The following is a 23083-nucleotide window of genomic DNA, read 5'->3' on the forward strand; positions in this document are numbered from 1 at the left end:
TTCCCTCCTGCCAGGCTGCGGTTCCCCGGAGAGATGACTCCCCGCCAACCCGCGCCGCCGCGCGGGTTTTTTATTGCCAGTCCGGCTCACGCCCCGGCAGCTGCCGGAAAAAATCCGCGTAATCCGGCGCGCGCACCTGCGCCAGCACCTCGTCGAGCTGCGTCAGCGGGTCGGCGGACCAGTCCACCCGCAGATCGATCTGCGCATAGCGGCGATGCTGCCACACCTTCAGCGCGGCGGAGCGGATGCCGCGCCGGTCGCCACCGGCGCGCTGCCCGGCCTGCAGCGCCGCCAGCAGCCGTTCGGCCAGCGGCTGCCCGGTCTGGCGGGTAAAGGCATCGCACATCGCCGGCAGCACCGTATCGCCCGCCAGCAGATTGCCCGCCACCGCAAAGCCCTCCCCGCTCAGGCTGCCGCACCAGCCGCCGCATTCACCGCCGGTCCAGTGGGCGCTGCCGCCGGCGGCGTCCAGCAGGATCAGCTGCCGCCGCTGCCGTTCAGGATCCTGCGCCAGCAGGCTCTCCAGCACCGCCTGCGCGCTCTGCCCCTCCGCCAGCCCCGTCAGCCCGTCCGGGCCAAACAGTGGATTGGTAAAAGCCTGGGTGGCGATGGCACCCACGCCGCTCTGGCCGTGGATCACCAGTGCGCCGACCGCCGGCCCGGCGGTGGCGGTGGCCGCGCCCAGCTCTCCGCTTAGCGCATCCCGCGCCACGATCGACAAGGTCATAGTGCCCCCTCTTCTGCGTACCAGATCAAATTTATATGGATAAATTATTGCACATCTCGCTATTTATACGCATAAATTAATCAGCACAGATTGTATCCAGCGGCGTTCACGCGCTGCGCACCGACAACGAGGTCAATATGCTCAGACTGCTGCGCGCCACGCTGCGTGCGATCCCTCTTTACGCCGGGCTGGCGCTGGTGGCCCCGGCGCTGCTGGCGGCCACGCCGCCCGGCGTGCTGATTATCGGCCAGGTGGCGGAGCCGCAGTCGCTGGATCCGCAGGTGGCCACCGCCGCCAACGATTCGCGCATTCTGGTCAACCTGTACGATGGCCTGGTGCGCAACGCGCCCGGCTCGCTGACCATTGAACCGGCGCTGGCCAGCCGCTGGGAAGTCAGCCCGGACGGCCTGCGCTACAGCTTCCATCTGCGTCCGGGGGTGAAATTCCACGACGGCACGCCGGTGGACGCCGACGCCGTGCGCTTTACCTTTGAACGGATGCTGAACAAACAGCACCCGTACTACCACACCGGTCCGTTCCCGCTGAGCTTCTTCTTCTCGTCGATCCGGAAAATCGACACGCCGGACGCCCACACGGTGATCTTCACCCTCGATAAACCCTTCGCCCCGCTGCTGTCGAACCTCGCCACCCCCACCGGGCTGATCGTCTCCCCGACGGCGGTGAAAAAGTATGACCGCGACTTCGGCCGCCATCCGGTGGGCAGCGGCGCGTTCCGCTTCGGCGACTGGCGGGCCAACCAGCGGGTGCTGCTTAACGCCAACGCGGCGTACTGGGACGGCGTGCCGAAACTCAAGGCGGCGGTGTTCCGGCCAATCACCGACGGCAGCACCCGCACCGCCGAGATGCTCTCCGGCGGGCTGGACGTGATGGTGGAAGTGCCGCCGGATACCGTGGCGCGCTTCGCCGGTGACCCGCAGTTCCGCCTGCAGCAGGCGGTGGGGCCGCACGTCTGGTTTGTCTGGCTGAACAACCGCGAAAAGCCGTTCGATGACCGCCGGGTGCGCCAGGCGGTGAACTATGCGGTTAACAAACAGGCGCTGGTCGATAAGGTGCTGCAGGGCGCGGCGCAGGTGGCCGACGGTCCGATCCCCTCCGCCTTTGCATGGGCGCGCAACGACGCGGTGCAGCCTTATCCCTACGATCCTGACAAGGCACGGGCGCTGCTGAAAGCCGCCGGTGCCGCGGGGGCGACGCTGAACTTTTACGTCACCGACGGAGGCTCCGGCATGCTCGATCCGATCCCGATGGCCACCGCCATCCAGGCCGACCTGCGCGCCGTCGGGCTGAAGGTGAATATCCAGACCTGGGAGTGGAACACCTTCCTCAGCAAGGTCAACGCCGGCCTGACGCCGCAGACGCAGATGGCCGAAATGGCGTGGATGACCAACGATCCGGACACCCTGCCGTTCCTCACCCTGCGCCGCGACGCCTGGCCGGACAAGGGCGGCTTTAACTCCGGCTACTACCACAACCCGCAGGTGGATGAACTGCTGGACAAAGCGCGTGCCACCAGCGACCAGAGCCAGCGCGCGGCGCTTTATCGTCAGGTACAGGCGGTGGTGCATGACGACGCGCCCTGGCTGTTCGTCGCCAACTGGAAGCAGAACGCGGTCACTTCGCGCCAGGTGCAGAACCTGGCGCTGCAACCCAACTTCAACCTGATCCTGCATCAGGTCAGCAAGCCGTAACGGAGGCACGATGGCACGATATATTCTGCAGCGGCTGGCCGGGCTGATCCCGGTGGTCATCGGCCTGTCGCTGATCGTCTTTCTGCTGATGGCGATGATCCCCGGCAACCCGGCGCAGGCCCTGCTCGGCGCGTACGCCACGCCGGAAAACGTCGCACGCATCAGCCAGGAGCTGGGGCTGGACAAGCCGCTGTGGCAGCAGTACCTGATCTGGGTCAATAACCTGCTGCACGGCGACTTTGGCCACTCCTGGGTGCTGAACCGGCCGGTGATTGACGAGGTGCTGGAGCGCTTCTCCGCCACCCTGCTGCTCGGCGGCTGCGCGCTGCTGCTCAGCGTGGTGCTCGGCCTGCTGGCCGGCGTGGTATCGGCGGTGCGCCAGTTTGGCTGGGGCGACCGCATCATCACCCTGCTGGTGCTGCTCGGCATCTCGCTGCCCTCGTTCCTGATCGGCCTGCTGATGATTATGCTGTTTGCCGTCAGCCTGCGCTGGTTCCCGGCCTCCGGCATGCTGGCGGTCTACGGCGGCGGCGGCCTCAGCGATCTGCTGCACCACCTGGTGATGCCCAGCGTGGCGCTGGCGCTGGTCGCCACCGGGGTGATCGCCCGCCTGACCCGCACCGCGATGCTGGAGGTGCTGCGCCAGGACTATATCCGCACCGCCCGCGCCAAAGGGCTGAACGAACGGCGGGTGATCTGGCGACACGCCTTCCGCGTGGCGCTGGTGGCGGTGGTGCCGGCCATCGGCATTCAGGCCGGCTTCGTGCTCGGCGGCGCGGTCTATATCGAAACGGTGTTTCAGTGGCCTGGGCTGGGGGCGATGCTGGTCAAGGCGGTCTCCACCCGCGACCTGCTGCTGGTGCAGGGCGGCGTGCTGGTCGCCGCCGTCGCCTGTGTGCTGATTAACCTGGTTACCGATATCGTGCAGGCCTGTCTGGATCCGAGGATAAAATCATGAGCGACGCGTATTCATCCCGCCGCAGCGGCCTGTCGCTGCTGCTGCACAACCGGCTGGCGTCGCTGGGCGCGCTGATCCTGCTGCTGGCAGCCGCCGCCGCGCTGCTGGCCCCCTGGCTGCCGCTGCCCGACCCGGACGCCACCAACCTGCTGCAGCGGCTTGCCCCGCCGCTGACGCCGGGTCACCTGCTCGGCACCGACGGGCTGGGCCGCGATATGCTGTCGCGCCTGCTGTGGGGCACCCGGGTGTCGCTGGCGGTGGGGCTGGGGGCCACGCTGCTGGCGGCGACGATCGGCACGCTGATCGGGCTGGTGGCCGGTTATGCCGCCGGGCGCACCGACGGCCTGCTGATGCGGCTGATCGATATGATTATGGCCTTCCCCTATATCCTGCTGGCGCTGGCCATCGTCGCGGTGCTTGGCCCCGGCCTGCTCAACGCGCTGTACGCCATCGCGCTGGTTAATATCCCGTTCTTTGCCCGTAACGTGCGCGGCCAGACCCTGAGCCTGCGCGACAGCCCGTTTATTCAGGCGGCGCGGCTGGCGGGAAAAAACCACCTGCAGATCCTGCTGACCGAGATCCTGCCCAACGTGCTGCCGCTGATCGTGGTGGCGCTCTCGACCACCGTCGGCTGGATGATCCTCGAAACCGCCGGGCTGTCGTTCCTTGGCCTCGGCACCCAGCCGCCGGACGCCGACCTGGGTTCGATGCTCGGCCAGGGCCGCGGTCAGCTGTTTATCGCGCCGCACGTGGCGCTGGTGCCCGGCCTGGCCATCTTCCTGCTGGTGATCGGCTTTAACCTGCTGGGCGACGGCGTGCGCGATCTGCTCGATCCGCGCCTGAAATCCGGCGCGCTGCTGCGCTCACAGGCGATGACCACCGTGCAGCGCCCGGCGGTGCCTGATCGCCGCCAGCCCGGCGCGCTGCTGGAGGTGGCCGATCTGCAGGTGAACTTCACCCGTGGTAACCGGCAGGTGCCGACGGTGAAGGGCGTCAGTTTCCATCTGCAGCCCGGCGAGTGCCTCGGGCTGATTGGCGAAAGCGGCTCCGGCAAAAGCGTCAGCGCGCTGGCGATCGCCGGGCTGGTGGCCTCACCGCCCGGCATCATCAGCGGCGGCGGCGTCTGGCTGGCCGGTGAGGAGCTGTTGGGCCTCAGTGCGCCGCAGATGCAGCAGCGGCGCGGCGCGCGGGTGGCCTATATTTTCCAGGATCCGCTGACCTCGCTGCATCCGCTGATGCGCATCGGCGATCAGCTGGTGGAGGCGATCCGCTGCCACCAGCCGCTCTCCGCCACGGCCGCCCGGCAGCAGGCGATCGCGCTGCTGGAGGATACCGGCATCCGCGACGCCGCCCAGCGCTTCGACGCCTGGCCGCATCAGCTCTCCGGCGGCCAGCGCCAGCGGGTCGGCATCGCCATGGCGCTGGCTAACGATCCGCAGCTCATTATTGCCGATGAACCCACCACCGCGCTGGACGTTACCGTGCAGGCGAAAATCCTCGCAATGCTCAATGAACTGCGTCACAGACGCGGCGTGGCACTGCTGTTTATCACCCACGATTTTGCGGTGGTCGGCGAGATGTGCGACCGGGTGGCGGTGATGCGCCAGGGGCAGATCGTCGAAAGCGGCACCACCGCCGAGGTGCTGCGCCAGCCGCAGCACGCCTACACCCAACGGCTGATTGCCAGCGTGCCGCGCCCCGGCCAGGGGCGTGACTTCCTGCGCCAGGTGCGCGAGCTGGCCGCAAAGGAGGCACCATGAATAAGGTGATTGAGGCAGAGCAGCTGAGTAAAAGCTACCCCGGCCGCGGCGGCTGGCTGCGCCGCTCCCCGCCGGTGGAGGCGGTAAAGGCGATCTCGCTGTCGCTTGCTCCGGGCGAAACGCTGGCCATCGTCGGCGAAAGCGGCAGCGGCAAAAGTACCCTGGCGCGGATGCTGGTCGGGCTGGAAACGCCGACCGCCGGCACGCTGCGCATTCAGGGCGAGGATGCCGCGCGCCTGGCCCGACGCGGCGTGCAGGCGTTTGGCAAAACCATCCAGTACGTGTTTCAGGACCCGGTTGCCTCGCTCAACCCGCGCAGGACCATCGGCCAGCAGCTCAGCGTGCCGCTGCGGCGGCTGTGCGGCTACCGCGCATCGGCCTGCCCGCCGCGCCTGCGCCAGCTGATGGCGGCGGTGGGGATGCCCGCCGACGCGCTGCACGGCTACCCGCACGAGTTCTCCGGCGGCCAGGCGCAGCGGCTGGCGATTGCCCGCGCGCTGGCCGCCGAAGCGCAGATCCTGGTGCTGGACGAACCGGTCAGCGCGCTGGACGTATCGGTGCAGGCGCAGGTGCTGCTGTTGCTGGAAGATCTGAAGGCCGAATTTAACCTGTCGTACCTGTTTATCAGCCACGATCTGGCGGTGGTCGAGTCGATCGCCGACCGCGTGGCGGTAATGAATTCTGGTACTATCGTCGAGTGCGCCACGACTGACACGCTGTTCAGCGCTCCTGAACACCCCTACACCCGCCAGCTGCTGGCCAGCGCGCCCGGCCGCAGGGTGCAGGTGTAGCGTTTTTGGCCTGCCCTGGTCGCACAACGTTTGTGCCGTTTATTGCGCAGCTGACTGCGTGATAACCGGCACGATTAACGGTACTACAGACAGGTAACTATGTCCGACATCTCATCACGCCTGCCGGAAGGCGGCAGGCGCAAACGCACCGATGAAATTATCGCTGCCATTAAGCAGAGCATTATTGACGATAACCTGCTGCCCGGCGACCGCCTGCCGCAGGAGAAGGCGCTGACCGAACGCTTTGCCGCCGGCAAAAGCACGGTGCGCGAGGCGCTTAAGGCGCTGGAAGCCGAAGGCTTAATCCGCACCCGCACCGGCCCCGGCGGCGGTGCCTTTATCGACAGCGTGCCGGAAGCGCGCGCAATGAGCCTGCTGGGCAACTACCTGTTTACCCGCGAACTGAGCATCGAACACATCTATGCGCTGCGTAAGGTGCTGGAGCCGCAGGTGGCGGTCAGCGCCATCGGGCAGATTGATGAGGCCGGCTTCAGCCGCCTGCATCAGCTGATCCGCATTTACGACCACCCTCCTGCCGACGAACAGGAGCGCTGGGACCAGCGCATGGCCGAGCTGGACTTTCATCATGTCGTGGCCGGTTTTTCGACGAATCCGCTGCTGGCGTTCTTCTGCCGCTTTCTGCAGCGGCTGCTGAAGGATCTGGCGGTGTGCAAAGACATCTACCAGCAGCCCGAACCGGTGGATCGCCGCCAGGGGATCGACTATCAGTATCAGCTGATCGAGGCGCTGCGCCGCGGCGACGCCACGGCCACCGAACGCATCATGCGCGCGCATATGCAGCACGCCGAACAGGCGATGCTGGCGCTGCAGGCCACCCTGCAGGCGCAGTTTCTGCACGACTGATCCACGCCGTTTCCTGAAGGCGTCAAAAATTGCCGGCTTATTTTTGGCTATAGTTAGGTGACGCCCTCAACACCACTCCTTCAGGAAACACGATGAAAAACGTAAAACGTGCAATAGAAGATCATGGTGTGATTGGCGACCTGCGCACCTGCGCCCTGATCGCCAATGACGGCACCCTCGACTACCTCTGCTGGCCCAACCTCGACAGCCCGTCGGTGTTCAGCGCCCTGCTGGACAACGACGACGCCGGCGTGTTCAGCCTCAGCCCCGACTGGCCTGACGCCCGCCGCCTGCAGATCTACCTGCCGGAGTCCAACCTGCTGCAGACCCGCTGGCTGGATGACGCGGGCGTGGTCGAGGTGACCGACTATATGCCGATCTGTCAGCAGGAAGACCGCCTGCCGCGCATCATCCGCCGCATCCACGTGGTACACGGCAGCGCCACTATTCAGCTCTGCTGTAATCCGGTGCACGACTACGCCCGCGCTGAAACCCGCGCCACCCTGCAGCCCGGTGCGGTGCTGTTTCGCGCCGACGGCCAGCCCGGCCTGCGGCTGACCGGCGACGTGGAGTTTGAGCTGGAAGAGGCCGCGGCGGTGGCGCGCTTCACCCTGCAGGCCGGCGAGAGCCGCGAGTTTATTTTCGGCAGCGCCGACGATGCGCACCTTGATGATGACGATAACGACCTCTGCTTCCACGACACCCTGGCGTACTGGCGGCGCTGGAGCGCGCAGAGCGACTACCGTGGCCGCTGGCGCGAGGCGGTCAACCGCTCGGCCTTAACGCTGAAGCTGCTGACCTCCTGGCAGCACGGCTCGATCGCCGCCGCCGCCACCTTCGGGCTGCCGGAGGAGCTGGGCGGGGAGCGCAACTGGGACTACCGCGCCGCGTGGATCCGCGACGCCTCCTTCAGCATGTACGCGCTGATGCGGCTCGGCTACGTCGACGAAGCGCGCGGCTTTACCCACTGGGTCGGCCGCTGCGTGGAGAACAGCCATCACGAGGTCGAAAAACTGCAGGTAATGTACCGGCTGGACGGCGGCACCGAGCTGCACGAGAGCGAGCTGCCCCACCTTGCCGGTTACGCCGGTTCCAGCCCGGTGCGCATCGGTAATGACGCCTGGCGGCAGACCCAGCTGGATATTTACGGCGAGCTGATGGACGCCATCTACCTCGCCAACAAGTACGGTGAGGCGATTTCGCAGCGCGGCTGGAACCACGTCTGCCGGATGATTGACTACGTTGCCGATCACTGGCGGCAGAAGGACGCCGGCATCTGGGAGATGCGCGGTGAACCGGAGCACTTCCTGCACTCGCGGCTGATGTGCTGGGTGGCGCTGGATCGCGCGCTGCGCCTCGGTGAAAAACGCTCGCTGCAGATGCCCGCCGAACGCTGGCGCGAGGCGCGCGACGCCATCCGCCAGGATATCTGGGACAATTTCTGGTGCCCGGAGCGCGGCCATTTTGTCGCCACGCAGAACGGCAGGTTTGTCGATGCCTCGATGCTGCTGATGCCGCTGGTACGCTTCGTCGCCGCCACCGATCCGGACTGGCTGGCAACGCTGGACGCCATCAAACGCTATCTGGTGCGCGACGGCATGGTGCGGCGCTATAACGTCGAAGAGACCCCGGCCGACGGGCTGCAGGGGGATGAGGGGGCGTTCGCCGCCTGCTCGTTCTGGTACGTGGAGTGCCTGGCACGCGCCGGCCGGCTGGAGGAGGCCCACTTTGAGTTCGAGAAGCTGCTCAGCTACGCTAACCCGCTGGGGCTGTTTGCCGAAGAGTTCGACAGCCGCGGGCACGCGCTGGGCAACACCCCGCAGGCGCTAACCCATCTGGCGCTGATCAGCGCGGCTTATTTCCTCAACCGCCGCCTGGACAATCAGGATCCGCAGTGGCAGCCCTGAAAAAGCCGCCCCGGGGGCGGCGAACTGCTGACTTTAGCGACAGTTGAGCGTAAAGATAGTTCAGCAGGATAAATCCAGGTTTCCCCTGACGCAATAATGCACATATAATGCGCAACCGGCCTTAAAGGCCGGATTGGGTCGTTTATCAACAGTCTACATGGCGCTACACCTGAATTTATGAAAAAGACCATTCGTGCGTTTGTCACCCTGTTTCTGGCCGCAGCGGCAGTCAGCCACTCCGCCTTTGCCGTGGTTTATCCCCTGCCGCCGGCCAACAGCCGCCTGACCGGAGAGAACCTGGAAATCACCATTCCTGAGGACAGCAAGCTGCCTCTGGAAGCCTTTGCCGCCCAGTATCAGATGGGGCTGAGCAATATTCTGGAAGCCAACCCGGGCGTGGACGTTTACCTGCCGAAGGCGGGCAGCAAACTGATCATCCCTCAGCAGCTGCTGCTGCCGGATGCGCCGCGTGAGGGCATCGTGATCAACAGCGCCGAAATGCGCCTCTACTACTACCCGAAAGGCAAGAAAACCGTGGTGGTGCTGCCAATCGGCATCGGCGAACTGGGTAAAGATACCCCGGTGAACTGGACCACCACCGTTCAGCGTAAGAAAGACGGCCCGACCTGGACGCCGACCAAAAAGATGCACGCCGAGTACGCCGCGCGCGGTGAGACCCTGGCCCCGGTGTTCCCGGCCGGCCCGGATAACCCGATGGGCCTGTACGCGCTCTACATCGGCAACCTGTATGCCATCCACGGTACCAACGCCAACTTCGGTATCGGCCTGCGCGTCAGCCACGGCTGCGTGCGCCTGCGCGCCGACGACATCAAGTGGCTGTTCGACAACGTGCCGGTCGGCACCCGCGTGCAGTTTATCGACCAGCCGGTGAAGGCCTCGGTTGAGCCGGACGGTTCGCGCTACGTCGAGATCCACAATCCGCTGTCCGAGACCGAAGAGCAGTTTAAATCCCGTGAGCCGGTGCCGCTGACGCTGAGCGCGGCGGTTAACAAGGTGGTAAGCGACGCCAGCGTCAATACCACCGCGATGGAAGACGCGCTGAAGCTGCGCTCCGGTATGCCGGTGAAGGTTAACGGTCCGGCGGATGAGAACATCACCCAGCCGGTCGCCGTGCCGGAGCAGGATGGCGCGCTGCCGAAAGAGGAGCCAATGACCCCGGTGACCACCGAAGGCGCTAACGTGGTGGCCCCGGCCGCGACCGATGCCGCTCAGCCGGTAACCACTGAAGCGGCTCAGCCTGCAACCGATGCTGCACAGCCTGCGGCAACCGACGCTGCGCCAGCCGATCAGACTGCCGCTCCGGCCATTCAGGGCCTGACCCAGCCTGGCCCGGTCTACAGCCAGCCGAAGTAAAGACTTAACTGCCAGGGCATCGTTGTATGCCCTGGTGCAAGGTCGGCCGTTGGCGGGCAGATCGCCGGGTCGCCGTGAACCCCTCCCTGGGGGCTCGGATGCCGCATCCTTGCGGCATACGCCCGGCTAACCTGTCCCCCCAACGGCCTCCCACTTAGGCTGTCTAATCGCTGTTTTATAAGTCAAAAAAATCCAAACCAAAACATCAATCCAGGTCCAGGTCCAGATCCAGGTACAGGTCCAGGTACAGGTCTTAATCCAATCTAATCTAATCTAATCTAATCTGCAGCCAGCAATAATCGATATCCAGGCCAGTGATCAGGATTGCGTTCTGACCTTAATCTGGCCAAATCCTGTTGATCGGCATCAAAGGGGACTTAGAGTCAGCGACTTAAATTTACAGGGCAATCGGGATAATCCGCCTACGCCTCATCACTCTTTATCGCGCCTGCGCAGTACCAGCCAGGCCGCCGCGACGGTAAACAGCGTGACCAGCAGCACCAGCAGCAGGAAGCCGTGCGGGTTGTTGGCCAGCGGTACGCCGCCGACGTTCATGCCAAAGAAGCCGGCCACCAGGTTGATCGGCAGCGCCAGCACGGTGATCAGCGTCAGGGTAAACAGCGTGCGGTTGCTCTGCTCCAGCTGCTGCGCGGTGACCTCTTCCTGCAGCAGGCGGATGCGTTCGGTCAGGCCGTTGAGGTCGTTCAGCACCACGGTGAACTCTTCGGTGAACTGGCGCAGCTCCTGTACCACGCTGAAGTGCAGCCAGGCCGGCGGCCGGTTGAGCAGGCGAAACAGCGCCGCCGGCTCCGGGGCCAGCAGGCGCTGGTAGCGGATCAGCGTGCGGCGCAGCCGCCCCAGCTCGGCGCGGTTGCTTTTGCTGTGCTGGCCGAGCAGGCGCTCTTCGATCCGATCGACGTAAAGGCTGGACTGCCGCACGATCAGCCCCAGCAGATCCTCCTGCTCCGCCAGCAGCTGGGCCAGCAGTTCGGTGGAAGATCGCAGCCCCAGTTCGGGCAGACGGCGCTGCAGCTGCTCGACCAGCCGCACCGGTTTATGTCGTGCGCTGACCACCAGCCCGTCGCGGCACCAGATCCACAGCGTAGCGTTCTCTTCGCCGCTTTCACGCGGGTCGAAGTTGACGTCGTTCAGCACCGCCATCAGCGCGTCGTTTTGCCGTTCAATGCGGGTGCTGTGCGAGCCGTGCTGGATCTCATCAAAGAAATCATCATCGACGGCGAAATGGGTTTTCAGCCAGCGCGGCGCGGCGGCGTGGTTGAGGTTTACGTGCAGCCAGAGGAAGTTGCCCTCCTGCTGCGGGCCTTGCCAGGCTTCGCAACACTGCTGCACCGTCAGTACCTGGGGCGGCTGTTCGCTGATAAACCGATAGCCGTAAATCAATCCGGAAACATCGTCACTGAAGTCAGTTTTTTGCCGCAGCAGCGGCAGGCGTTCGGTCATAGGGGTACCCGGCGGGGCAGGTGACGGCAATGGCTCTATCCTGCCGCAGGTTGATGACGTTTTTGTTACAGGCGGCACCGTTTGCGCAAATTCCCGCCGACACCGTCATTTTTCTGTCACACAAACTGCGTATTACCAAGGGTAACTTTTTTCATCCCTGCGGTGCACCACCGCCACCCCCAACGGTGCCTTTGATTCCGGAGCCCGATCATGTCTATGCAAGGCAATGAATTTAAATCAGAAAATTTTCACCAGCGCCTGTTGCAGGAGTTTTACGACAGCTACGATGAGGAGCTGGAGATGGAGCTTGACGACATTCGATTCGGCGACGGCAGCGAGATGGCGCCGGACGAGAAGGCGTGGCGTAAGTACTATTTCCGCGAGCTGCTGCGTCTGCAGGGCGAGCTGCTGAAGATGCAGGACTGGGTGATGCGTACCGGCCACCGGCTGGTGATTATTTTCGAGGGGCGCGATGCGGCGGGTAAAGGTGGGGTGATTAAACGCATTACCCAGCGTCTGAATCCGCGCACCTGCCGGGTGGCCGCCCTGCCCGCCCCTAACGATCGCGAGCGCACGCAGTGGTATTTCCAGCGCTATATTGCCCATCTGCCGGCCGCCGGTGAGATGGTGCTGTTTGACCGCAGCTGGTATAACCGCGCGGGCGTTGAGCGGGTGATGGGCTTTTGTAACGAGCAGGAGGTGGAGGAGTTTTACCGCAGCGTGCCGGAGTTTGAGAAGATGCTGACCCGCAGCGGGATTCAGATCGTGAAGTACTGGTTTTCGATTACCGATGAGGAGCAGGAGCTGCGTTTCCTGAGCCGTATTCACGATCCGCTGAAGCAGTGGAAGCTGAGCCCGATGGATCTGGAGAGCCGCCGTCGCTGGGAGGAGTATACCGAGGCGAAGGAGGAGATGCTGGAGCGCACCAATATTGATGAGGCGCCGTGGTGGGTGGTGCAGGGCGTGGATAAGAAGAAGGCGCGTCTGAACTGCATCAGCCATTTGTTGCGTCAGGTGCCGTATGAGGATGCCGCGCCGAAGTCGATTACGTTGCCGGAGCGTGAGCGCCACGATGAGTATCGTCGCAGCCCGGTGCCGGAAGGGATGATTGTGCCCGAGGTGTACTGAATCGGGGTATCGCGTTGCTGTCGGTTAGTCGCTGCGGGTGTGTTGCTTTTGTCGCTGTGCTTTCACTTGTTGCTGTTGCGTTGCTGTGGGTTAGTCGCTGCGGGAACGGTGGCAGACGTGGCGGGTTATTGCGTGGCTGTGGGTGAGTCGCTAAGGGAGCCGTGATCGGGCGTATCGGGGATATCCGGAACACGGACACGCCGTAAACCCATCCATGGGGGCTTGGCATCGCCCATCCATGGGCGCTGACAGTCCGCTTATCCGGATATCCCCGATTGCCTTTGAGCTGCTGAGTCGCTGTTGGGTGAGTTGCTTTTATCGCTGTGCGTTTAATTGTTGCTATTGGGTTGCTGTGGATTAGTTGCTGCGGGTGCGGTAGCAGACATGTCGGGTTATTACGTGGCTGTCGGTCAGTCGCTGCGGGAGCCGTGATCGGGCGTATCGGGGATATCCGGAACACGGACACGCCGTAAACCCATCCATGGGGGCTTGGCATCGCCCATCCATGGGCGCTGACAGTCCGCTTATCCGGATATCCCCGATTGCCTTTGAGCTGCTGAGTCGCTGCGGGTGTGTTGCTTTTACAGCGGCGTTCGCTCTGGCAGTCATGTGGCTGTTAGTGAGGTGTTTTTGGCTGTTTTTTGTCCGTTAGTGGATCGCTGTGAGAGCCGGGATTGCGGGTAGTATGCTACTTTCATCTTCGAAGCGCAGGCTGAGCATCTCGATTTTCTCTACCAGGATCCACATGAGTACATCGCGCGTTATCGGCTGACGGAGTTCAGTTATCGCGTAGGCCAGCGCCCGGCACTGATCGCATAATTCGGTATCGTCCAGGCTGGCTGAATCGGAAATTCCGTAGTTCATTTTGCACCTCCGTTTAAAGAGGTGGCTGGATATTGCGCTGAAACAGTGGTGATAACTGTCTCATTAGAAATAGTCTTTCTGATCATGATGTCGTCTCTTCTGTATACGGGACTGACGTCAGAAACTCGTATTCTCAGATCTGCCAGAAAGAACAGGCATTCGCCACAGAGAAAATGATGATTCTGACGCAAATCCTCCCCGGCTTAATTAAGCCGGGAGATTGTGCCAGGAAGACGTCAAGAACGCCCTCGCTCATTGCTCTGTTATCAGAACGCCAATTCTGATATCGACTGGTGTCGACAAAACTAATTTACGCCTGAATATCTTTATTGCCAGTGGATATTCAAGCCAATTTAAGAAAATGGAAGACGGCTCGAAAACTAATGTAATACCGGTGAAATCAACAAACCCTGTTTGTTTTTACTAACAGCGAAACGGCTGCGTGGAGGATTCGCGGTATGGGGACAGGTTAGCCGGGCGTACGGCGCAGGACGCGCCGTCCGAGCCTCCATGGACGGATGATGTATTGCAGCCCGGATGTTCGGGCTGCAATACATCAACGGCGTCCCGGCGTTCTGACCCCATACCGCGAGCCCCGGCACCCAATCCGCAGCTGTGCTTTTAGCTAAGCAACGACTTCAGCCTCCCGGCGTTTCGCCCCCATACTGCGAGCCCCGGCACCTAACCCACAGCAAGGCTTTTAGCTGCAAGCCACGGCTTTAGCGTCCCTACGTTCTGTCCCAATATATAGTAATAACTTGTCGCCAAACTTTGCAGGCTTTGTTAGCACGCTAAGGGTATGATAGTGGATTACTTAATCCTGTTTTTGGCTCCGCTTTATGTCCGCACCGGCTGCACTGACCTCTGCTCAACTGAACAAACGCATTATCTCCGTGGTGGTGTTCACCTTCTTCTGTTACCTGTCGATCGGCCTGCCGCTGGCGGTGCTGCCGGGCTACGTGCACCACCAGCTGGGCTACGGTTCGTTTATCGCCGGGCTGATCATCAGCCTGCAGTACTTCGCCACGCTGGTCAGCCGCCCGCAGGCCGGGCGTTATGCCGACCTGCTCGGGCCGAAAAAAGTGGTCAGGGTCGGGCTGGCACTGTGCGGCGGCAGCGGTCTGCTGACCCTGCTGGCGGTCTGGCTTAACGCCTCGCCGCTAACCAGCCTGCTGCTGCTGGCCGCCGGACGCGTACTGCTCGGCTTTGGCGAAAGCCTGACCGCTACCGGATCGATTCTGTGGGGCATTAACGTGGTCGGCAGCACCCAGAGCGCGCGGGTGATCTCATGGAACGGCGTGGCTACCTACCTTGCAATGGCGCTGGGCGCACCGCTGGGCGTCATGCTCACCGCGCTGGCCGGTATCCCCGGCTTCGCCACGCTGATTATGCTGATGGCGGCCTTCGGCTACTGGCTGGCCGGACGCCGCCCGGCGGTACAGGTTGCGGTCGGCGAACGCATCCCGTTCAGCAAAGTGTTCGGCAAAATATGGCTGTATGGCCTGTGCCTCGGCCTCGGCACCGTCGGCTTTGGCACCATCGCCACCTTTATTACCCTTTACTTCAGCGAACACGGCTGGAACGGCGCGGCCTTTGCGCTCACGCTCTTCAGCTGCGGCTTTATCATGATGCGCCTGCTGTTCAACAACACCATCACCCGCTTTGGCGCCATCCGCGTCTCGCTGCTGTCGTTTATGCTGGAGTGCGCCGGCCTGCTGCTAATCTGGCAGGCGGGCAGCGTCTGGCAGGTCGATCTTGGCGCGTTCCTCACCGGCTGCGGCTTCTCGCTGATCTTCCCGGCGCTGGGCGTCGAGGCGATCCGCAAAGTAAAACCGCAGAACCAGGGCTCCGCGCTGGGCCTCTACTCCGCCTTTCTCGACTGCGGCCTCGGCCTGACCGGGCCGCTGGCCGGCCTGCTGATCGCCAGACAGGGCGTCGACGCCATCTACCTCGCGGCAGCCGGGATCGTGCTGGTGGCAATGTTGCTGATGATCTGGCGGCTGATTAAAGGCGATCGCTAAAGCCTCGCTTCCTGATAATAGCGACGTTGATGATGACTGATAAACGGTGAATGATGAACGATGAACGATGAACGATGAACGATGAACGATGAACGATGAACGATGAACGATGAACGATGAACGATGAACTGTGAACTGTGAACTGTGAACTGTGAACTGTGAACTGTGAACTGTGAACTGTGAACTGTGAATGATGAATGGTGATGGTTGATTACTCATTTAACTCGATCGGTTTTTTAAGGCAGCCACACAGAACATAACAGGCAATCGGGGTTTATCCGGATAAGCGGACCTTCGGGCACAAGGACGTGCCCGGCAGAGCCCAGGGACGTTACTGGCGTGTCCGCGTTCCGGATAAACCCCGATTAGCCGGGCACCTGAACCCGAAGCGACCAGCAGCCCCAAAGCTACTCCGCGACAAACCAGGTACAAAACCTGAAGCGACACCACAGCGACGCAGAAAATAGCAGGCAATCGGGGTTTATCCGGGTTAGCGGACCTTCGGGCGCAGGGATGCGCCCGGCAGAGCCCAGGGACGTTACTGGCGTGTCCGCGTTCCGGATAAACCCCGATTAGCCGGGCACCTGAACCCGAAGCGACCAGCAGCCCCAAAGCTACTCCGCGACAAACCAGGTACAAAACCTGAAGCGACACCACAGCGACGCAGAAAATAGCAGGCAATCGGGGTTTATCCGGGTTAGCGGACCTTCGGGCGCAGGGATGCGCCCGGCAGAGCCCAGGGACGTTACTGGCGTGTCCGCGTTCCGGATAAACCCCGATTAGCCGGGCACCTGAACCCGAAGCGACCAGCAGCCCCGAATCCACGCCCCGATTAGCCAGGCACCTGAACCCGAAGCGACCCGGCCCCGAAGCCACGCCCCCGATTAGCCAGGCACCTTAACCCGAAGCGACCAGCGTCCCCGAAGCCACGCCCCCGATTAGCCAGACACCGGAACCTGAAGCGACCAGCAGCCCGGCAACCTACTCCGCCCTCACCGCCAGAATCGCCGCCGCAATCTGCGCCGACGTCGGCAACGCCCGCACCTGGGCAAACAGCTCGCTGGCCTCCGCGTACTCCTTACGCAAATACCCCAGCCACTGCTTAATCCGCGCCACGTGATACAACCCGGTATCGCCCTGCTTCTCCAGCTGCACATACCTCTGCAACAGCACCACCACCTGCGCCCACGGCATGCGCGGCTCATTGAACTTAATCACCCGGCTCAGATTCGGCACGTTCAACGCACCGCGCCCGATCATCACCGCATCACAGCCCGTCGCCGCCATACAATCCTGCGCACTCTGCCAGTCCCAAATCTCGCCGTTGGCAATCACCGGAATCGACAACCGCTGGCGGATCTCCCCGATCGCCGCCCAGTTAATCGCCTCCGCGCGATACCCCTCCTCCTTGGTCCGCCCATGCACCGCCAGCTCGGTCGCCCCCGCCTGCTGCACCGCGTCGGCAATCTCAAACTGACGCGCGCCGGAATCCCAGCCCAGACGGATCTTCACCGTCACCGGCAAATGTGCCGGCACCGCCGCGCGCATCGCCTTCGCCCCCTGATAAATCAGCTCGGGATCCTTCAACAGCGTCGCCCCGCCCCCGCTGCCGTTCACCGTCTTCGACGGACAACCGCAGTTCAGATCGACGCCCCACGACCCCAGCTCCACGGCACGGGCGGCGTTCTCCGCCAGCCACTGCGGATACTGCCCCAACAGCTGCACCCGCACCCGCGTACCGGAAGGCGTACGGCTGGCATAATGCAGCTCAGGACAAAGACGATAGAAGGATTTTTCCGGCAACAGTGAATCCACCACCCGCAGAAATTCGGTAATACAGAGATCGTAATCGTTGACGTCGGTCAGCAGTTCACGCACCAGCGAGTCGAGAACGCCTTCCATCGGGGCTAACAGCACACGCATGGAAAAACCTGTGGATCAGAGTTTAAAGGGGGAAACCGGGCGGCTCCCCCCACGTTAACAGACCGCCGCAGCGCCCCCGGGAGGGGCGCGCTCACGGCGTCTGCTTAGCCGTTGTTCGAGGAGTTACCACGACGCTGGCGGGTCTGGTTGACGCGCGGTGCACCGCTGCCGCCTTCCGAACGACCGCCGCGTGCGGCAGCAGAACCGTTACCGGCGTTGCCGCCGTTGCCCTGACGACGCTCGCCGCTGGCCTGACGACGCTCACCGCCGTTACCGGTACCGGCAGCAGCGCTGTTGCCACCCCGGTTACCGCTGCGCTCGCCGCCGCCGTTACCGCGCCCCTGACCCTGGCCCTGACCGCGACCGCGTCCACCGCCGCCGCCACCGCGCTGCTGCTGACGGCCGTTAACGATCGGCTCGGCTTTGATGCTTGGGTCCGGCTCGAAGCCTTCCAGCGCCATACGCGGCACTTCACGCTTCAGCACGCGTTCGATGTCGCGCAGCAGCTTGTGCTCGTCCACGCAGACCAGCGACAGCGCTTCACCGACGGCGGCCGCACGGCCGGTACGGCCAATACGGTGCACGTAATCTTCCGGCACGTTTGGCAGTTCAAAGTTGACCACGTGCGGCAGCTCTTCGATATCGATACCACGGGCAGCGATGTCGGTTGCCACCAGCACGCGAATGCCGCCGGATTTAAAGTCGCTCAGCGCACGGGTACGCGCGCCCTGGCTCTTGTTACCGTGGATCGCCGCGGCGGTGATACCGTCTTTGTTCAGCTGCTCGGCCAGGTGATTAGCGCCGTGCTTGGTACGGGTGAACACCAGCACCTGCTGCCAGTTGCCCTTGCCGATCATCAGCGACAGCAGTTCCCGCTTGCGCTTCTTGTCGACGAAGTGAACGTGCTGCGTCACCTGCTCGGAGGCGGTGTTGCGGCGAGCCACTTCCACCTGCTCAGGGTTGTGCAGCAGTTTTTCCGCCAGCCCTTTGATCTCATCAGAGAAGGTGGCGGAGAACAGCAGGTTCTGACGTTTGGCCGGCAGCTTGGCCAGCACGCGACGGATATCGTGGATAAAGCCCATATCCAGCATGCGGTCCGCTTCGTCCAGCACCAGGATCTCAACCTTAGACAGGTCCAGCGCGTTCTGATGTTCCAGATCCAGCAGACGGCCCGGGGTCGCGACCAGCACGTCAACGCCGCTGCGCAGCTTCATCATCTGTGGGTTGATGCTGACGCCACCAAACACCACCAGCGAACGCAGGTCGAGGTACTTGCTGTAGTCGTGAACGTTTTCAGCAACCTGCGCTGCCAGCTCGCGGGTTGGGGTTAAAATCAGCGCACGTACCGGGCGACGGCCTTTCGGGTGCGGGTTGCTGCTGCTCAGGCGCTGCAGCAGTGGCAGGGTGAAACCGGCGGTTTTACCGGTACCGGTCTGGGCGCTGGCCATCAGGTCGCGGCCGGCCAGTACCACTGGAATGGCCTGGCGCTGGATTGGCGTAGGCTCGTTATAGCCCTGTTCGGCAACAGCGCGCAGAATATCGGCATTAAGGCCGAGAGAATCAAATGACATAAAGTTGACTGACTCCGGATCCGCCCTGACCGCGTCGCGGTGTAGTTTCCAGGGGGAGAGTTGACGCCAGGCGGTGCCTGACGCTTGAATGAGAGCACAAACCACGGTGCGTAAGCGGTGGATTATAACAGATCCGTACCGGTTACAGGGAGTTATTATTCGGCTTCTTCACGGAAAATGCGTTACCGGGCGTGACAGCGCCTGCCGTCAGAGGGCCGCGATCTGACAGGCACAAGGCGGCGACATCCGCCTGCAGGTGGTGTGTAAAATCGAGTAAAAGGCGTGCGTGCGGTAAAAAGGGTGCGTCGGAGCGGTGTAAAAGGCGTCTGTAAAGTAAAAAAAGCAGTGCCGGGATCGTGCAGAAGGTGGATGCGGAGTGCGAAAAACAGCGGGCCACCGAAGTGGCCCGTCAGCATTAGCGTGAACGCTGGCGCGAACGCGTGGGCTCTTTCGCCAGTAGCGAAACGATCGCCGGCCCGGTCAGCATTAACACCCCCACCGCACCCAGCAACAGGTTGTTGTGGATAACCTTAGACAGCAGCACCAGCACCAGCATGGCCGCGCCGAAGTAGTAGGTGGTGGTCACATCTTCAAGGAAATCGCCGATGCGGCGCAGGCGCGGTAAGCGCTGGGTCAGCAGCATGGCGGCAAACACGCTGGCGTACAGCGCCAGTAAAATCATGCTTACCTGCAGCAACATCTTATGCTGCCATCCCCACACCAGCGCGGCAATCAGCAGCAGGTGCAGTGCGATATGTACACAGTTTTGTCCGGTGACAATCTGAATACGGTTAGACCATTTCATGTATTTCTCCTGGCATCGCACCGACCGGGGCCGGCCGGGCGAGTTACCGACGTCTGCCGGTAACGATTTTCTCAGACTAACTCAACTTTCAGACAATGCCTTAAAAAAACGCCGTTCTCAGCACTCTTTTGTGACAAAGACTACACTTTATTGTTCATGAATTGAAAGGGAGAGCGTCATTAGTATGTCACAAAACGGCCAGCGATTGTCGTTTAACGTTCTGACGATCAATACCCATATGGGATTTACCGCGCTGAACAGGCGCTTTATTTTGCCCGAGCTGCGCGAAGCGGTGAGGGCCACCGGGGCGGATATTGTGTTATTGCAGGAGGTGATGGGCAGCCATGAGCTGCACGCGTTGCAGGTGGCGAACTGGCCGGAGGCCCCCCACTATGAGTATCTGGCGGATAGCCTGTGGGGCAACTACGCTTACGGTCGTAATGCCGTCTATCCGCAGGGGCACCACGGCAATGCGGTGTTGTCGCGCCTGCCTATCGCCGCCCATGAGAACGTGGATATTTCGGTTGCCGGCACCGAGAAGCGCGGCGTTCTGCACTGCCAGATCCCGATACCGGGGGGTGAGACCCTGCACGTGATGTGCGTGCATCTTGGCCTGCGTGAAGCGCATCGCCAGGCGCAGCTGCGGCAGATTAGCCAGCGGGTTAACGCCCTGCCCGCCGGCGCGCCGGTGGTGGTGGCCGGGGACTTTAACGACTGGCGGCAGCGGGCCAACCGACTGTTGCTGCGCGAAGCCGGGCTGGAAGAGGTCTTCAGCCGTAAAAACGGCCGCCCGGCACGCACCTTCCCGGCGCGTTTTCCGCTGCTGCGCCTCGACCGCATTTACGTGCGTAACGTCGGCATCAGCCATCCGCAAACCCTTCCCCTGCGGCCATGGTCGCATCTGTCCGACCATGCACCGCTGGCAGTGGAAATCCATCTATGAATCTGACCTGGCGTGACGGCAACCGCATCCGGTTGCTTGAGAATGGCGAAGAATTTTTCCCGCGCGTGTTTGGCGCGATCCGCCGGGCGCAGCATACGCTGCTGCTGGAAACCTTTATCCTGTTTAACGACGAGGTCGGCAACGCGCTGCACGCGGAGCTGCTGGCGGCGGCAAAGCGCGGGGTAAAAATTGAGGTGATGGTCGACGGCTACGGCTCCCCCGACCTGCCGGACGAGTTTGTTCACAGCCTGACCTCGGAGGGGGTGCGCTTTCTCTACTACGATCCGCGCCCGCCGCTGTTCGGCATGCGCACCAACATCTTCCGCCGCCTGCACCGCAAAATCGTGGTGGCGGACGGCAGCATCGCCTTTGTCGGCGGTATTAACTTCTCGGCGGAGCACAATATCAGCTTCGGCCCGCAGTCGAAGCAGGACTACGCGGTGGAGGTGAAAGGCCCGATAGTCGATGATATCGCCGCCTTCGTGCGCGAGCAGATGGGCAGCCGCCAGCAGAGTTCACGCTGGTGGGGGCACCGCGCCCACCGTCCGGCCAGAAACGCCACGCCGGGCGACGCGCAGGCGCTGCTGGTGTGGCGCGATAACGACGCGCACCGTGACGATATTGAGCAGCATTACATGGAGATGCTGCGCAGCGCCCGCCAGGACGTGATCATCGCCAACGCCTACTTCTTTCCCGGCTACCGCCTGCTGCGCGAGATGAAACGTGCCGCGCAGCGCGGGGTGCGCGTGCGGCTGATCGTGCAGGGCGAGCCGGATATGCCGATCGTAAAGGTCGGCGCCGAGCTGCTCTACAACTATCTGGTGGAAGGCGGCGTGGAGGTGCACGAGTACTGTCGCCGTCCGCTGCACGCGAAAATCGCGGTGAAGGACGGCCAGTGGGCCACCGTTGGCTCCAGCAACCTCGATCCGCTCAGCCTGTCGCTGAACCTGGAAGCCAACCTGATCATTCACGATCGCGAATTTAACCGCCAGCTTCGCGACAATCTTGAGCATCTTTTGCAGCAGGACTGTAAACAGGTGCAAGAGAGCCAGCTGCCGCCAAAGAGCTGGGTGCAGCTGACGAAAAGCGTGGTGGTTTTCCACTTCCTGCGCTATTTCCCGGCGATTGCCGGCTGGCTGCCCGCGCATACCCCAAAGCTGTCTCAGGTGCCACCGCCGGTGCAGCCGGAGATGGAGACCCAGGATCGGGTCGCGACCGATAATCATGAGGTGAAGCCCTGATGGCCAAACGACCTAAGCGCTTTGCGCGACTGAAGCAGGTGCTCACCTGGCTGTTTTTTATCGCCGTGACGGTGTTGCTGGTGCTGTATGCCGGCAAGCTGGACTGGGCGGAGGTGTGGCAGAACCTGGTCAGCTATAACCGGGTGGCGATCGCCTCGGCGCTGGCGCTGACCCTGGTCAGCTATCTGACCTACGGGGTTTACGATCTGATTGGCCGCGCCTACTGCGGCCATAAGCTGGCTAAGCGCCAGGTGATGCTGGTGTCGTTTGTCTGTTACGCCTTTAACCTGACGCTGAGCACCTGGGTAGGCGGCGTGGCGATGCGCTACCGGCTTTACTCGCGGCTCGGGCTGAGCGGCAGCACCATTACGCGCATCTTTTCGCTGAGCATCGCCACCAACTGGCTGGGCTACGTGCTGCTGGCGGGGATCGTGTTCAGCGCCGGCTGGGTGAGCGTGCCGTCCGGCTGGTATATCGGCAGCGGCACGCTGCGGGCTATCGGCATCGGACTGCTGGCCTTTGTGCTGTTCTATCTGGGGCTGTGCGCGTTTTCACGCCGCCGCCGCTGGACGGTGCGCGGGCAGAAGCTGGCGCTGCCGTCGCTGCGGATGGCGCTGTTACAGTTTGCGGTTTCCACCGCCAACTGGCTGGTGATGGGCGGGATTATCTGGCTGCTGCTGCTGCAGAAGGTGGATTATCCGCAGGTGCTGGGGGTGCTGTTAATCAGCAGCATTGCCGGGGTGATTATCCATATTCCGGCCGGGATCGGCGTGCTGGAGGCGGTGTTTCTGGCGCTGCTGCGCGGGGAGCATCTGACCCACGGGGCGATTATCGCAGCGCTGCTGGCCTACCGGCTGATCTATTTTATTCTGCCGCTGCTGGTGGCGCTGGTGCTCTATCTGTGGCTCGAGGGGCGGGCGAAGGCGCTGCGCAGGAAGAATCTGGCGGCGGAGTAGTCGTGGCTTTTGGGTCCGGGGCCGGGTCGCTTCAGGTTCCGATGCCTGGCTTATCGGGGCGTTCCGGAACGCGGACACGC

At 62.7% G+C, this 23083-nt stretch carries 18 protein-coding genes; 12 read left to right on the forward strand and 6 right to left on the reverse strand.

Annotated features, from left to right (window positions below; genetic code table 11):
* Positions 1 to 70: 70 nt before the first annotated feature.
* Positions 71 to 727, reverse strand: a complete 657-nt coding sequence (locus GKQ23_RS16955; RefSeq protein ID WP_212408946.1) for a DUF1028 domain-containing protein — start codon at positions 725 to 727, stop codon at positions 71 to 73.
* A gap of 137 nt (positions 728 to 864) precedes the next feature.
* On the opposite strand from GKQ23_RS16955, the gene GKQ23_RS16960 reads away from it, so the two are divergent.
* The 7 genes from GKQ23_RS16960 to GKQ23_RS16990 all read left to right on the forward strand — a co-directional run bounded on the left by GKQ23_RS16960 (position 865) and on the right by GKQ23_RS16990 (position 10090).
* Complete coding sequence (locus GKQ23_RS16960) at positions 865 to 2436, forward strand: ABC transporter substrate-binding protein (protein WP_212408947.1); 1572 nt, start codon at positions 865 to 867, stop codon at positions 2434 to 2436.
* Between the two features lie 10 nt (positions 2437 to 2446).
* Positions 2447 to 3394, forward strand: a complete 948-nt coding sequence (locus GKQ23_RS16965) for an ABC transporter permease (protein WP_212408948.1) — start codon at positions 2447 to 2449, stop codon at positions 3392 to 3394.
* Positions 3391 to 5154 carry a dipeptide/oligopeptide/nickel ABC transporter permease/ATP-binding protein gene (locus tag GKQ23_RS16970; RefSeq protein WP_212408949.1) on the forward strand — a complete coding sequence of 588 codons (1764 nt, stop codon included), beginning with the start codon at positions 3391 to 3393 and terminating at the stop codon, positions 5152 to 5154. The genes GKQ23_RS16965 and GKQ23_RS16970 overlap by 4 nt, the downstream gene beginning before the upstream one ends.
* On the forward strand, positions 5151 to 5945 hold the full coding sequence (locus tag GKQ23_RS16975) for an ATP-binding cassette domain-containing protein (protein WP_212408950.1): 795 nt from the start codon (positions 5151 to 5153) through the stop codon (positions 5943 to 5945). The genes GKQ23_RS16970 and GKQ23_RS16975 overlap by 4 nt, the downstream gene beginning before the upstream one ends.
* 99 nt (positions 5946 to 6044) lie before the next feature.
* On the forward strand, positions 6045 to 6809 hold the full coding sequence (locus GKQ23_RS16980; RefSeq protein WP_056237092.1) for a FadR/GntR family transcriptional regulator: 765 nt from the start codon (positions 6045 to 6047) through the stop codon (positions 6807 to 6809).
* 92 nt (positions 6810 to 6901) lie between these two features.
* Complete coding sequence (locus GKQ23_RS16985) at positions 6902 to 8716, forward strand: glycoside hydrolase family 15 protein (RefSeq protein ID WP_212408951.1); 1815 nt, start codon at positions 6902 to 6904, stop codon at positions 8714 to 8716.
* A gap of 177 nt (positions 8717 to 8893) precedes the next feature.
* A complete protein-coding gene (locus GKQ23_RS16990; RefSeq protein WP_056237095.1) occupies positions 8894 to 10090 on the forward strand; it encodes a L,D-transpeptidase family protein in 1197 nt (398 codons plus the stop codon).
* Positions 10091 to 10522: 432 nt separating this feature from the next.
* Here GKQ23_RS16990 and GKQ23_RS16995 read toward each other — a convergent pair whose 3' ends face one another.
* A complete protein-coding gene (locus GKQ23_RS16995) occupies positions 10523 to 11551 on the reverse strand; it encodes a transporter (RefSeq protein WP_056237097.1) in 1029 nt (342 codons plus the stop codon).
* 210 nt (positions 11552 to 11761) lie between these two features.
* Here GKQ23_RS16995 and ppk2 point away from each other — a divergent pair, with 210 nt between their 5' ends.
* Positions 11762 to 12679, forward strand: a complete 918-nt coding sequence (gene ppk2, locus GKQ23_RS17000) for a polyphosphate kinase 2 (protein ID WP_056237098.1) — start codon at positions 11762 to 11764, stop codon at positions 12677 to 12679.
* A 648-nt stretch (positions 12680 to 13327) separates the two neighbouring features.
* On the opposite strand, the gene GKQ23_RS17005 is transcribed toward ppk2, so the two are convergent.
* The gene (locus tag GKQ23_RS17005) at positions 13328 to 13543 is read right to left on the reverse strand and encodes a hypothetical protein (protein ID WP_233209069.1); all 216 of its coding nucleotides are present in this window, start codon (positions 13541 to 13543) and stop codon (positions 13328 to 13330) included.
* 839 nt (positions 13544 to 14382) lie between these two features.
* On the opposite strand from GKQ23_RS17005, the gene GKQ23_RS17010 reads away from it, so the two are divergent.
* Entirely contained in the window at positions 14383 to 15564 is a 1182-nt protein-coding gene (locus GKQ23_RS17010) for an MFS transporter (protein ID WP_212408952.1), read from the forward strand.
* Positions 15565 to 16545: 981 nt separating this feature from the next.
* On the opposite strand, the gene dusC is transcribed toward GKQ23_RS17010, so the two are convergent.
* From dusC to GKQ23_RS17025, 3 genes are all read right to left on the reverse strand, one after another.
* A complete protein-coding gene (gene dusC / locus GKQ23_RS17015; RefSeq protein ID WP_056237102.1) occupies positions 16546 to 17487 on the reverse strand; it encodes a tRNA dihydrouridine(16) synthase DusC in 942 nt (313 codons plus the stop codon).
* A gap of 104 nt (positions 17488 to 17591) precedes the next feature.
* Positions 17592 to 19058 carry an ATP-dependent RNA helicase RhlE gene (gene rhlE, locus GKQ23_RS17020; protein WP_212408953.1) on the reverse strand — a complete coding sequence of 489 codons (1467 nt, stop codon included), beginning with the start codon at positions 19056 to 19058 and terminating at the stop codon, positions 17592 to 17594.
* A gap of 415 nt (positions 19059 to 19473) precedes the next feature.
* On the reverse strand, positions 19474 to 19863 hold the full coding sequence (locus GKQ23_RS17025) for a YbhQ family protein (RefSeq protein ID WP_056237105.1): 390 nt from the start codon (positions 19861 to 19863) through the stop codon (positions 19474 to 19476).
* Between the two features lie 184 nt (positions 19864 to 20047).
* Between GKQ23_RS17025 and GKQ23_RS17030 the strand changes: the two genes are divergently transcribed.
* From GKQ23_RS17030 to GKQ23_RS17040, 3 genes are read left to right on the forward strand one after another with little or no spacing between them, the layout of a single operon-like run.
* A complete protein-coding gene (locus GKQ23_RS17030) occupies positions 20048 to 20806 on the forward strand; it encodes an endonuclease/exonuclease/phosphatase family protein (RefSeq protein WP_212408954.1) in 759 nt (252 codons plus the stop codon).
* The gene (gene clsB / locus GKQ23_RS17035; protein WP_212408955.1) at positions 20803 to 22047 is read left to right on the forward strand and encodes a cardiolipin synthase ClsB; all 1245 of its coding nucleotides are present in this window, start codon (positions 20803 to 20805) and stop codon (positions 22045 to 22047) included. Before GKQ23_RS17030 ends, clsB begins: the two co-directional genes overlap by 4 nt.
* On the forward strand, positions 22047 to 23003 hold the full coding sequence (locus GKQ23_RS17040) for a lysylphosphatidylglycerol synthase domain-containing protein (RefSeq protein WP_212408956.1): 957 nt from the start codon (positions 22047 to 22049) through the stop codon (positions 23001 to 23003). Before clsB ends, GKQ23_RS17040 begins: the two co-directional genes overlap by 1 nt.
* Positions 23004 to 23083: the final 80 nt, after the last annotated feature.

It is taken from the genome of Erwinia sp. E602 (assembly GCF_018141005.1).
In the GTDB taxonomy this organism is placed as follows: domain Bacteria; phylum Pseudomonadota; class Gammaproteobacteria; order Enterobacterales; family Enterobacteriaceae; genus Erwinia.

What these genes read in the sequence shown, in the direction of transcription:
- GKQ23_RS16995 (WP_056237097.1), bottom strand. Translation starts at nt 11,551, where the DNA reads ATGACCGAACGCCTGCCGCTGCTGCGGCAAAAAACTGACTTCAGTGAC.
- GKQ23_RS16975 (WP_212408950.1), top strand. Translation starts at nt 5,151, where the DNA reads ATGAATAAGGTGATTGAGGCAGAGCAGCTGAGTAAAAGCTACCCCGGC.
- GKQ23_RS16965 (WP_212408948.1), top strand. Translation starts at nt 2,447, where the DNA reads ATGGCACGATATATTCTGCAGCGGCTGGCCGGGCTGATCCCGGTGGTC.
- ppk2 (WP_056237098.1), top strand. Translation starts at nt 11,762, where the DNA reads ATGTCTATGCAAGGCAATGAATTTAAATCAGAAAATTTTCACCAGCGC.
- dusC (WP_056237102.1), bottom strand. Translation starts at nt 17,487, where the DNA reads ATGCGTGTGCTGTTAGCCCCGATGGAAGGCGTTCTCGACTCGCTGGTG.
- GKQ23_RS16955 (WP_212408946.1), bottom strand. Translation starts at nt 727, where the DNA reads ATGACCTTGTCGATCGTGGCGCGGGATGCGCTAAGCGGAGAGCTGGGC.
- GKQ23_RS16985 (WP_212408951.1), top strand. Translation starts at nt 6,902, where the DNA reads ATGAAAAACGTAAAACGTGCAATAGAAGATCATGGTGTGATTGGCGAC.
- rhlE (WP_212408953.1), bottom strand. Translation starts at nt 19,058, where the DNA reads ATGTCATTTGATTCTCTCGGCCTTAATGCCGATATTCTGCGCGCTGTT.
- GKQ23_RS17010 (WP_212408952.1), top strand. Translation starts at nt 14,383, where the DNA reads ATGTCCGCACCGGCTGCACTGACCTCTGCTCAACTGAACAAACGCATT.
- GKQ23_RS16990 (WP_056237095.1), top strand. Translation starts at nt 8,894, where the DNA reads ATGAAAAAGACCATTCGTGCGTTTGTCACCCTGTTTCTGGCCGCAGCG.
- GKQ23_RS17025 (WP_056237105.1), bottom strand. Translation starts at nt 19,863, where the DNA reads ATGAAATGGTCTAACCGTATTCAGATTGTCACCGGACAAAACTGTGTA.
- GKQ23_RS16970 (WP_212408949.1), top strand. Translation starts at nt 3,391, where the DNA reads ATGAGCGACGCGTATTCATCCCGCCGCAGCGGCCTGTCGCTGCTGCTG.
- GKQ23_RS16980 (WP_056237092.1), top strand. Translation starts at nt 6,045, where the DNA reads ATGTCCGACATCTCATCACGCCTGCCGGAAGGCGGCAGGCGCAAACGC.
- GKQ23_RS17030 (WP_212408954.1), top strand. Translation starts at nt 20,048, where the DNA reads ATGTCACAAAACGGCCAGCGATTGTCGTTTAACGTTCTGACGATCAAT.
- GKQ23_RS17040 (WP_212408956.1), top strand. Translation starts at nt 22,047, where the DNA reads ATGGCCAAACGACCTAAGCGCTTTGCGCGACTGAAGCAGGTGCTCACC.
- GKQ23_RS17005 (WP_233209069.1), bottom strand. Translation starts at nt 13,543, where the DNA reads ATGAACTACGGAATTTCCGATTCAGCCAGCCTGGACGATACCGAATTA.
- GKQ23_RS16960 (WP_212408947.1), top strand. Translation starts at nt 865, where the DNA reads ATGCTCAGACTGCTGCGCGCCACGCTGCGTGCGATCCCTCTTTACGCC.
- clsB (WP_212408955.1), top strand. Translation starts at nt 20,803, where the DNA reads ATGAATCTGACCTGGCGTGACGGCAACCGCATCCGGTTGCTTGAGAAT.